11 protein-coding genes are annotated in these 10780 nt (G+C 65.9%); 5 read left to right on the forward strand and 6 right to left on the reverse strand.

Going from position 1 to position 10780, the window contains the following annotated elements; translation table 11 throughout:
- Positions 1 to 8: 8 nt before the first annotated feature.
- On the forward strand, positions 9 to 758 hold the full coding sequence (locus J2805_RS18455) for an ABC transporter permease (protein ID WP_309978818.1): 750 nt from the start codon (positions 9 to 11) through the stop codon (positions 756 to 758).
- 121 nt (positions 759 to 879) lie between these two features.
- On the opposite strand, the gene J2805_RS18460 is transcribed toward J2805_RS18455, so the two are convergent.
- Positions 880 to 1803 carry an AEC family transporter gene (locus J2805_RS18460; protein ID WP_309978819.1) on the reverse strand — a complete coding sequence of 308 codons (924 nt, stop codon included), beginning with the start codon at positions 1801 to 1803 and terminating at the stop codon, positions 880 to 882.
- Between the two features lie 176 nt (positions 1804 to 1979).
- Here J2805_RS18460 and J2805_RS18465 point away from each other — a divergent pair, with 176 nt between their 5' ends.
- From J2805_RS18465 to J2805_RS18475, 3 genes are all read left to right on the forward strand, one after another.
- Positions 1980 to 2552 carry an MOSC domain-containing protein gene (locus J2805_RS18465; RefSeq protein WP_309978821.1) on the forward strand — a complete coding sequence of 191 codons (573 nt, stop codon included), beginning with the start codon at positions 1980 to 1982 and terminating at the stop codon, positions 2550 to 2552.
- Positions 2553 to 2703: 151 nt separating this feature from the next.
- Positions 2704 to 3309 carry a TetR/AcrR family transcriptional regulator gene (locus J2805_RS18470; RefSeq protein ID WP_309978823.1) on the forward strand — a complete coding sequence of 202 codons (606 nt, stop codon included), beginning with the start codon at positions 2704 to 2706 and terminating at the stop codon, positions 3307 to 3309.
- 41 nt (positions 3310 to 3350) lie between these two features.
- Positions 3351 to 4334 (forward strand): DMT family transporter, encoded by a 984-nt coding sequence (locus J2805_RS18475; protein WP_396134413.1) that lies wholly within the window; start codon positions 3351 to 3353, stop codon positions 4332 to 4334.
- Positions 4335 to 4436: 102 nt separating this feature from the next.
- Here J2805_RS18475 and J2805_RS18480 read toward each other — a convergent pair whose 3' ends face one another.
- From J2805_RS18480 to J2805_RS18500, 5 genes are all read right to left on the reverse strand, one after another.
- Entirely contained in the window at positions 4437 to 6254 is a 1818-nt protein-coding gene (locus J2805_RS18480) for an HNH endonuclease signature motif containing protein (RefSeq protein ID WP_309978827.1), read from the reverse strand.
- 149 nt (positions 6255 to 6403) lie between these two features.
- Entirely contained in the window at positions 6404 to 6769 is a 366-nt protein-coding gene (locus J2805_RS18485) for a VOC family protein (RefSeq protein WP_309978829.1), read from the reverse strand.
- A 73-nt stretch (positions 6770 to 6842) separates the two neighbouring features.
- Positions 6843 to 7046 (reverse strand): hypothetical protein, encoded by a 204-nt coding sequence (locus J2805_RS18490; protein ID WP_309978831.1) that lies wholly within the window; start codon positions 7044 to 7046, stop codon positions 6843 to 6845.
- Positions 7043 to 7846, reverse strand: a complete 804-nt coding sequence (locus J2805_RS18495; protein WP_309978833.1) for a putative hydro-lyase — start codon at positions 7844 to 7846, stop codon at positions 7043 to 7045. The genes J2805_RS18490 and J2805_RS18495 overlap by 4 nt, the downstream gene beginning before the upstream one ends.
- Entirely contained in the window at positions 7843 to 9198 is a 1356-nt protein-coding gene (locus tag J2805_RS18500) for an MFS transporter (protein ID WP_309978835.1), read from the reverse strand. The genes J2805_RS18495 and J2805_RS18500 overlap by 4 nt, the downstream gene beginning before the upstream one ends.
- 524 nt (positions 9199 to 9722) lie before the next feature.
- Here J2805_RS18500 and J2805_RS18505 point away from each other — a divergent pair.
- Positions 9723 to 10337: a hypothetical protein gene (locus J2805_RS18505; protein ID WP_309978837.1), complete on the forward strand. Its 615-nt coding sequence runs from the start codon at positions 9723 to 9725 to the stop codon at positions 10335 to 10337.
- Positions 10338 to 10780 lie beyond the last annotated feature (443 nt).

Below are 10780 nucleotides of genomic sequence, written 5' to 3' on the forward strand. Positions count from 1 at the left end.
CTGGCGACATGACCGAGTTGGGCGCGTTCGTTCCCACGCTGCTCTGCGTTGCCCTGCTGGTGGCCCTGACGGTGGCCGTCCTCCGGTGGTTCAGGGCGCCGCACATTACCGCGCCTGCCCTGGCCATCCTGCGCGGAGCGGTACAGCTTGCCGCCATCAGCTTCATCCTGAGCGGCGTCATCACCAGCCCGGTCTTCGTGACAGCCGCACTGCTGGTCATGTTCGCTGTGGCTGCAGCAACTGCCGCGCGGCGGATCGGTTGGAGCTGGCCCCGCCTTGGTCTCGTCAGTGCTTCGATGGCCGCCGGCATCGCAGCGACCCTCGCCGTCATTTTCCTGACGGGTGCCATCCCCTTCACGCCGCGCTATGCCCTGGCGATCGGCGGCATAGTCATCGGCAACGCAATGACCATCGCCACCCTGGCCGGCCTGCGGTTTGCGGAATCCGCGAATGACCGCTGGGAGGAAGTGGAGGGCTGGCTCGCCCTAGGGGCCACTCCGCGGCAGTCAACCCGCGAACTGGCCCGCGCCGCCGTCTACTCGGCCCTGATTCCCAGCACTGACCAGACCAAAACGACAGGACTGGTCACGTTGCCGGGAGCCTTCGTGGGCGCCATTTTCGGTGGCATCTCCCCATTGGAAGCCGGCCGCTTCCAGATCATTGTCCTGGCCGCAATCATGGCCGCAGGAGCCATCACTGCTGTCATGACCACCGCCGGCCTGGCACCTGTCCGCGTTCGTCCCGACCGGCCGCGCTGACTGCTGTCTCGCTGAACCTGTTGTGCTGCCCTGCCATCTGCTACCAGGTGGTGGCCTCCGAGCGCGGCGCGAGCCATCTGCCGCCCGCCCGGATGTAGTCCATGCTGAGCTGCAAGGGTGGTCAGCCGAAAAGCCAGGCAGCGCCCAGAAGGAGCGGGAGCGCCAGGACCGTGGTGAACACCGCCGTTGATTGCGCGATGCCCTGGCCCACGCCGTAGCGGACAGCGTAGAGCACCACATTCTGCCCGGTGGGAAGGATGGCGCAGGCCGTGACCACGAAGGTGCTGAACGCGTCGAGACGGAAGACGAAGGCCGCCAATACCCAGGCGAGGACGGGTTGGACAGCGGACTTGAGGATCACGGCCACGGTGGTCGGCACACGGTCGCCGATCTCGGGCCGGACAGAGAGTCCATGGAGTGACATGCCGAAGATGATCAGCATCAGCGGAACCGCGAGCTGGGCCACGAGTGCCAACGGATCCAGGACCAGGCTGGGCAGTTCGATCCCGGCAGCGCTGACGATGATTCCGAGAATGGCCGCCACGGTTACCGGGTTCCGGAACGGGATCGACAGGATGTGCCAGAGGGAAACGTGGTTTCCTGCCGGGTCTGTGAGGTCCAGGATGGTGAGGGCAATGGGCGTCAGGATGGCCAGCTGGAACAGCATGATGGGTGTGACGAACGTGGCGCTTCCGAGAATATAGAGCGACAACGGAACGCCCAGGTTTGTTGAATTCACGATGCCCACCGACAGTGCGCCCATGGTGGTGCGCCGGACACCCCAGCGGCCAATCGCACCCGCGACGGTGAACAGGAGCATGACGGCCACAGCCGTAACCACGGAGATCAGACCCGTGCTGCTCAGGACGTCGGAAATGTGTCGGGACGCGATGGCGGAGAACATGAGGCATGGCAGCCCCACCATGAAGGTCAGTGTGGACAGTACCTTGCTCCCCTGTGGGCCCAGTGCCTTGGTTCTGCCGAGGACGTAGCCGATGAGCAGGACCACGCTAACCACAAAGAATCCCTTTAAGACTCCGTCCAAACCGCTTCCTCGATCCATTCTGCTGGAGGGCCGGCTGGCGACGCAGGCTGATTGGGAACCCGATAATCCTATAGTGGGCGCTGCCTCCGGTAGATCACGGCGCGCATCCTGGAGTCACCGGCTCACCCCTGGATGGCGCCTGTGCTGGATCATCCTGGGAACGATAGTTTTGAGGCATGACGGCAAGTTACAAGTACGACGTGGAAGTCCTGCACCTGCTGGTCTCGCCGGCGCACGCCTACTTCGGCCGCGCACGCGAGGGGGCGGCCGACGTCCCCACCACTGACGCCGACCGGGTCGAAATGGTGGCCGGGAAGGGCATTGTGGGCGACCGGTTCTTCGGCAAGGCTGCGCACATGGACGCCGCCGTCACAATTTTCTCCATCGAAGCCCTTGAAGCCATGGCTGCCGAGCTCGGAACCGATCCGTTGGACCCGCTGCTGACGCGGCGCAACGTAGTCCTCAGGGGCGCCCACCTGGCTCCGCTGCTTGGCGGGGAGTTCGCTTTGGAATCGGGCGGGGACACCGTAAGGCTTCGCGCCGGCAGGCCCGCCCACCCGTGCGCCTGGATGGACCAGATGCTCGCTCCCGGCGCGCACAAGGCCATGCGCGGGCGGGGCGGCGTGAGGTGCCAGGTCATCTCGGGCGGCATCCTGCACCGCGGACCAGCCGTGCTGATCAGCCCGGTGCCGCTCGACCCGGCGCAGGCGGGTGTTCCGTCACTGCTCCGGGCGTCACGGCTGCCCTAGCTGCTGCGTCCGCGAAGCCAGTCCGCGCAAGCGCCGCCGTGGCGCCAACGGCACTCCCGTGTCAGCGAAAGCATCGCTGCTGGTGCTGTACGGGCCGGCGATAGTAGGTAGACTGGGCTACCTACTATCACCCTTGAAGACTGGAGCGGCATTGAGCGGGAAACAGGCAGCAGCGGGCACGGCCCAGCACAGGCGGCCAGCCCGCGAGGCCCTCCTTGAAGCCGCATCCCGGCGCTTCTATGCAGACGGCGTCACCGGTACGGGCATCGACACCATCACCTCCGAAGCCGGAGTGGCCAAGAAGAGCCTCTACAACAACTTTGCATCCAAGGCCGACCTCGTGACCGCGTATCTGCATGCCCGCCACGAGGAATGGCTTTCGCTGTACCGGGCCCGCCTGGCCGGTGCGGACAACGCCGTCGACCGGGTCCTTGCGGTCTTCGACGCTTACTCGGATCACGCGAACATGGCCTACGAACACGGCTTTCGCGGCTGCGGCCTGCTGAACGCTGCCGCCGAGCTTCCGGCAGGCAGCCCCGGCCGCAAATTGGTCCGGGAACACAAAGAGGAAGTTGAAGCGCTGCTGAGCGGCCACGTGTCGGAACTGCTGCCCGGCTCGCCCGAGCGCGCCGCCGTGACGGCCCGGCAACTGGCCTTCCTGCTCGAGGGGTCCATGGCGCGTGCGGGACTCGAAGGCAACGACAGCTGCCTCCAAGAGGCCCGCCGGATGGCCACCGAGTTGCTGGGCAGCTTGTGAAGGCGGCACGGTTCGCGGGTCACGCGTGGGGCGCAGGATTCGTGCTGGCAGCCTCCGTCCTCTGGGGCACCACGGGAACCGCGGCCACGTTCGCCCCCGACGTGAGCCCGCTGGCGATCGGAGCAGTGGCGATGGGTGCGGGCGGCCTGATCCAGGCGGCGGTAGCTGCCCGCTCCATCCGCGAACACGCGGCTTCCCTACGTGCCCGGTGGCGGACCCTGTTGCTGGGATCGCTGGCCGTCGCCATGTACCCCCTGGCCTTCTACTCCTCCATGCATCTGGCAGGCGTAGCTGTGGGGACCGTTGTTTCCATCGGTTCAGCGCCCCTGGCCTCCGCCGTGATTGAACGAGTTATGGACAAGCGGCTCTTTACGCGGCGTTGGACAGTGGGCGCGGTGCTCGGCCTGACCGGCGCCGCCCTGCTGTGTTTCGCCGAATCCGGGGCCGGCCAGACAGGAACAGGAGCGCACGTGGGAACGCAAACCGGCGGCTCCGCGGGAGGGTTTGCGGCCGCCGGCATCGCACTCGGGCTGCTGGCCGGGCTCACCTATGCTCTCTACTCCTGGGCAGCCCACCGCCTGATGAACAGTGGCTTGGGAGACGATTCGAGCAATCAGGGCCTGCCTTCCGCGGCAGCAATGGGTGCCACGTTCGGCCTGGGCGGGCTGCTGCTGATGCCTGTCCTGGCGCTCACAGGGGCACCCCTTACCTCTTCGTGGCAAAACCTGGCAGTCGGGGCGTATATGGCGCTGGTGCCGATGTTTGCAGGCTACGTGCTGTTCGGCTGGGGCCTGGCCCGGGTCCATGCGAGTACAGCCACCACGATTTCGCTCGCTGAGACTGTGGTCGCCGCCGTCCTTGCCGTGCTGGTGGTGGGCGAACGGCTGCCGGCCATGGCCTGGGCGGGGGCTGCACTGGTGGCCGGCAGCCTGTTCGTCACGACTCTGCGCTCACCCTCCCGGCCTTCGGAGAAAGCCAAGGTTGTTCCGGCCGGATCGGCAGTGACACCGACGACGGCACGCTGACCCACGTCCTCCGGCGATCCAACATGGACCGCGACGGGCGGCGCCAACGACCATCGAAGAAGTGAACGCACCGGGCCTTACCCCCGGACGCGGCGTATGCTCCTAAGCGGCCTCATGGACCGCAGTTGTTCGGAAGAGTGCCCAGTCGCGGAACGGGTCCTCGGCTATTGGCTGGTCTGTCAGGTCGGGTTCGGGTGGATGGTCCTCCCATGCCAGGTCCTCGGGTGTCACCCAGTCTGGGACATGATTCAGCCAGGGATCTTCGGCCATGGCAGTGCCGCTATAGTCCCCGGGTGGCTCGGGCACAGCCGGGCTGCAGGTGTTGCCGGGAGGCTCGGGCCTGCCGGTGCCGCCGTTGTCCGTCGTGGCCATGGCCGAGAGCTGGCTTGGCCAGTGTGGTGGTTCCCAGTCGGGTTGTTCGCTGGGATATTGGCGTCCGGTGGGTGAGGTCCAGCCGGGCGGGTCGTTAACGCTGGCACCGGCGGGTGTCCAGGCGGTGGAGTGTTTGAGCCGGTGGTGTTTGGGGCATGGTTGTCCGAGGTTGCTGATCCCGGTGGTCCCGCCGTGCGCCCAGGCAAGGAGGTGGTCGGCGTCGTTGTCCAGGGAATGGTTGCTGCAGCCGGGGAAGGGGCACTTCCCGTCCCTGAGTCGCAACCATTGCCGCAGCGGCCGGGATATCCGGTAGCTGGTCCGGCCGATCTCCAGCGGCGCACCATCGCGCGGGTCAATCAGCACCCGCAGGAACGATGACGCCCCGTCCGCGACGAGGGCACGCGCCACGGACGGCGGTACCGGCCCGTACCCGTCCAGCATGGCCGGTTCCTCGGTCAGGCCCAGCAGCGAGAACACCGGAACCGTGACCAGGACCTGCGCCACGGGCGAGGGAACATCACCCAACGGCACCCGAGCGCCTGGGGCGCCCCCGGCCCGGTGCAAGTCCATGGTGTTGCCGTCCGGCGCAAAATCCGCATAGTTGCCGTCCGGGGTCGGGTCCAGGCCGGTGCCGTCCGGCGCGCGGTCCACATGGTTGCCGTCCGGGGTCGGGTCCAGGGCGTTGCCGCCGGCAGCACCGTTCGGTGGGCCCGCGGGGGTTCGTTCACGGCCGGCGGTGAGGAGCCAGGCCGCGGTGACGTCGGCGCGGAGTTGGGTCAGGGTCCTGGCCTCATCCGGGCCCTGAAGGGACCGCGCGGCACTGGTGCTACGGTCCCAGATCCCCGCGGCGGTAGCGGCCGGGAGGTAGGCGGAGAGCCAGGCCATGCCGTCACGGTCCGGGATGTACTCCACCCGCCGGTCCGCGACACCGCGGGCATGGCGTGTTTCGATGCTGACCGGGTGGTGCCGTTCCCGCCAGGTACGGGCTTTGGCCCGGAACCGGGCCGGGACAAGGTCCCCGGCAGGGCAGCCCCGTGCCGGGGCGGGCGCGGCCGGGTCCAGGAAATGCGCCTCCAAAGCTGCAGCGCCGGCCCGGTCGAGGTTAGCGGTTTCGTCCACCATGACCCGGGCGTGCTGCCACGAAATGGTCCCGGCCCCCAGCGCGGACAACGTCAGCGGAAGCGTGCGGGTGAGCGCGTGCGCTTCGGCGAGGAGGGCACTGGCAGTGCGTTCGCTGACCGTCAGGACACACGCGACCTCGGCCGTTATGGCCATCTCCTGGGCAGTCCGTTCCTGCGCAGACACAGCCGGGGCCGCCATCGCCCTAGCCGCATCGGCGTATCCGGCGGCAAGGTGCACCTTCAGGGCAGCCATCTCCGCTTCAACACGGGACGCTTCGGCCAGCCCGTCCAGGCACGCATCCGCAAGGTCCCGCAGAACATCAGCACCCTCCGGACCATCATCAGAATCACGCCGGAGCACACCACCCAGCACAGCAACGGAAGCCTCGACAGCCCCCAACGCCCCCACCACGGCTCTGCTTTCCATACCCACAGCATCCCAGCAGGCACTGACATTAATGATCCCCCCGGCAGAGTCACGGCCCCCAGGGCCACAACTGCCCGCTCGCGCTTGGGCGGGAAAAGGCCGACGGCGGGGACCCGCCGTCGGCCTTTTCCCTTTGGAAGCGAGAGTGACTAGCCAGCCGGCCGGGGAGGTTCATGGAGGCCGAAGGGTGAGCCCTGATCGTCCTTGCAGAGCTTGAACCTGCCGTACTCCCCTGCGCTGGTCTCGTCCCCAAGCTCGGGTTCGTCGACTGAGCCGCCCAACTCCCGCACCCGTTCCAGTGCTGCGTCCATGTCGTCCACCCGGAAGAAGAGGTACGGCACGGCGCCGGCGTCTCCGCCGTGTATCCCGCCGGAGAGCCCGGGGGTGCCGATCATGAAGCCTCCTCCGGCGGAGGGGCCGGGCGTGAAGTCCCAGCCGAAGAGCGCCCCGTAGAACGCCTTGCCCCGCTGGGGATCTTCGACGCCGATTTCGAAGAATGCTGGCTCGCCGGACATGGCTCCTCCTGGTCTTGGGTGAGAACGCACCCACACTAGAACTGAAGGCCCGGAGGCACAATGGTGCGAAGGGTTAGAGGCCCGCGTACGCCCAGATACAGGGCCGGCCGGCATCGCTCGGGAAGAGCTGGCCTTCGTATAGGAAGATGCTCGCCCCCGACGGGCTCTGCCAGACTCCGGTCAGTTCGCAGTGTGTGCCGGTGGCCTGCCGCCGCGGTGCCGAGAGGCTGATGATCCTGCGTGCCCGTTTCTCCGCTACGGGGTGTCTCTTTTTCACGATGACGCTCCTGCCGGTTCCCGGTAGGTGCTTTCGGGAACATCAGTGATGAACATGTGTCCGGGGGCGTGGCTGATGGCGAAGGACGGCTTGGATGCCATCACGGCACTCTGCGGTGTTACACCGCAGGCCCAGAAAACCGGTACTTCCCCTGGTCGGATCTCCACGGCGTCGCCGAAATCGGGGCGGCCGATGTCGGCAATGCCGAGTTCCTCGGGTGATCCGACGTGAACCGGGCTGCCGTGGACCTTGGGCACTTCCGCCGTCACCCGGATGGCCGTTTCGACCAGCTCGGGCGGCATCGGGCGCATGGAGACAACCATCGGGCCGTGGATTCGTCCCGCAGGGGCGCACTCGATGTTCGTGCGGTACATGGGGACGTTCCGGCCGGTTTCTGTGTGCCGGAGCGGAATCCCCGCGCCGGCAAGCGCCGCTTCGAAGGTGAAGCTGCAGCCGATGAGGACGCCCACCATGTCGTCGCGCCAGACGGAGGCGACGTCGGTGACCTCGTGGGCAAATTCGCCGTCCACCCACACCCGGTAGGCGGGGATGTCAGTGCGGATATCTGACCCTGCGGCGAGGGCGCTTTCATACTGTCCAGCGGGGATGATGTCGATGACGGGGCAGGCCTTGGGATTGAGCCGGCAGAACTCGATGAATTCGTCGGCGTAATCGGCCGTCACAGCGATCAGGTTCGCCTGGGTGTAGCCGTCGCTCCAGCCGGAGGTGGGGGTAACCAGACCGTTCCGGAACTTCAGGCGTGCGTCGGCTGGTGCCAGGAGGGCGTTGATCCTGTTCATCGGGCCTCCACCAGCTCAGTTGAAGACTGCAGGTACTCCTCGTCTTCTGCAACATTGGAATCCCGTCCCAGGGCCAGGCCCACCAGGGTCAGGAGGCAGGCAACGCTGAGGTAGATGGCAACCGGGACCCAGCTGTGGAAGGTGCTCAGCAGGAGGGTGAACATGAACGGTGCGATGGCGCCGCCGATGATGCCGGCGAAGGTGTAGGCCAGTGAGCTGCCGGTGGAACGCAGCCGCGGCGAAAACTGCTCGACGACGAACGCTGCCTGGGGTCCGTACATAAATGAGTGGCAGAGGAGGCCCAGGACGGTGCCCACGATGAGCATGACCGGGGACCGTCCTTCGAGGACGATGAAGAACAGGTAAGCCCATACGGCAGCGGCCACTGCGGCGATGCCATAGACCAGGCGACGGTTGATCCGGTCCGAGATTGCGCCGGCGAGGGGCATGGTGAAGATCTGGAGGGCTGAGCCGATGAGCACGGCCACGAGAACCTGGCCGCGGTCAAAGCCGAGCTCCTGGATGCCGTACGTCAGGGTGAAGACGGTGCACATGGCGTAGGTGACGTCCGGGCCGATGCGGCTGAGCATCGCGGCGATGAGGGGGCGGCGCTGGGTGGCCAAGACTTCGCGGATGGGGGCCTTGGGCTTGTCTCCCCTGGCTTCCATGGCCTTGAAGATGGGTGTGTCCTCAAGCTTGAGCCGGATCCAGAGGCCGAAGGCAACCAGCAGGGCGGAGATCAGGAACGCGATTCGCCAGCCATAGTCCAGGAAGGCTTCCTCGGACAGCATCAGTGTCAGGATGGCGAGCGCGCCATTGGCCATCAGATTGCCGGCGGGCGGGCCGATCTGCGCGGCAGAGGCCCAGAATCCGCGGCGGTTCGGGTCGCCGAATTCGCTGGAGAGCAGGACTGCCCCGCCCCATTCGCCGCCAACGCCGACGCCCTGCGCGAAGCGGAGGAAGACCAGGATGGCAGGCGCGATGATGCCAATGTTGTCGTACGTGGGCAGTAGGCCGATAAGGAACGTGGCCACGCCGATCAGCATCAGCGTGATGACCAGGATCTTCTTGCGGCCGATCTCATCCCCCAGCCGTCCGAAGATAATGCCGCCGACTGGCCGGGAAATATAGCCCACGGCGTAGGTGGAGAAGGCCAGGAGGGTTCCTGTTACCGGGTCCGAGGCCGGGAAGAAGATCAACGGAAAGACAATCGCCGCTGCGGCGGAGTAGACGGCGAAGTCGTAGAACTCCAGTGCGGTTCCGGTCAGGCTGGCCGCGAAGGCCTTGTACATATCCTTGCGCGCCACCGGGGGCCTGGGGTCTGCGGGGGCCATTGCTTGGGGAGTGGCCATTTGAATCCTCCATGAAGAGTGTGGATGTCATCCGTGTGCGGGCGGATGGTGGTGCTTATGCGCTCTTGTCCCGGGTGCGGCGTTGCAGGTCCGGGCAATTCGAGCGCTTCCGCGGCTACCGTAAGGGGCTGCGGAACCGATACTGCCGGTAATCGTTGGATCGTTGAACAATCCGTATTGTTGAACAATCTACGCGACGCAGATCACACCGTCAAGGGTTGAGATTAATTCCGTCATCGCGGAAGCGGCCTGACCAGCAGGCTTAACGGCAGCGGACGACGGCGGGAAGTCCCGCCGTCGTCCGCTCCGCGTTTGCTGCCGCGGCCCTACCCCGGTCCTCCTGCTCGGTGCGGCACCCCCCGATGAACACACGCCTCTACGTGGTGATCGAACGGATCGGGCTGGGCCTCGCCGTCATCTGAAATTCCCTCAAATTTGGCGTTTCCTCAGCACTGCTTCGGGGCGCTCCTGTCATTTCGGGGGTTTGCATGAGCCGAAACTGATCTCCGTCCACTCTTCATTACATGACACCCCTCGAAAAGGCCGCTCAGCGGTCGCGCCATCACTTGCCCTTGGTGGCTATCGCACTCCTGGCATGTTTCGGCCTCTCAGGGTGCACCCCCATCGAGACACCATCCCCTCCACCCACGTCGGAGGCCAGCGACATCCCATCGCTGCCGGAGAGCGGCGACATCGGCGCCGGCACGTACCTCTTCACCGGCTTCACGGTGCCTTTCGAGATCACCGTCCCAGGCGGCTGGTTGACCACTGACGGCGATGGCCTGGGCAAGGACGACCCGGATCACCCGGGTGAAGAGGGGGTCTTCCTGACTTTTTGGCCCGCGGACTATGTGCCGACGGACGCATGCGCGTGGCAGGACGCGCTCGTCGAGGTCGATCCGTCGGCTGAGGCCTTCGTGGACGCGATGACGGCGCAGACGTCAACGGCGAGCACCCCTCCCGTCAAGGTCGTGGTGGGCGATTACTCTGGCTTCGAGTTCGACCACTCCGTCGAGGCGCCGTGGACATCAAAGCCTGCGACGCCGACAAAATCTGCGTCCGCTCAGACATGTCGTACATATGCACCCGCTGGTACTCGAGCGTCGCTGAGCGCGAAACCTACCGGGTGGTCGACTTGAACGGCGAACGCGCTGTGATCGGGTTGACCCATTTCCACGAATCGATCAATCCAGAGCTGACGAGAGAGGCACGCGCCGTCTTCGACTCGATCGTGTTCAGGTCCGACAAGTGACCAGCTGATGCGATAGGCGATCCCACCCGAGGGGCGCCGACTCCTTCTCTGAAGTGCCTCGAAACGCTTGGGTTTCGAGACATACATGTGCATTTTTGAATAGGAGGAGCTCTGCGACGGCGCGGCCCTGGACCCAACAGCCGGCCGCGAAGCGGACGCCCGTCAACTGGTTGAAGCGCAGCGGAAACCAGGGCGAGCCCTGCGAGCCTGCCTTAAGACGAGAGAGCCGGCACCTTGAACTGCTCCCCGAAAGTTGGACTGAGAAATCAGTTCTAACTTTTAGGGAGCAGCTTTATGCATGGAAGAAGTTCGTTGTCCGAGGAGCAGCGC

The sequence above is a fragment of the Arthrobacter oryzae genome (genome assembly GCF_031454875.1).
In the GTDB taxonomy this organism is placed as follows: domain Bacteria; phylum Actinomycetota; class Actinomycetes; order Actinomycetales; family Micrococcaceae; genus Arthrobacter; species Arthrobacter oryzae_D.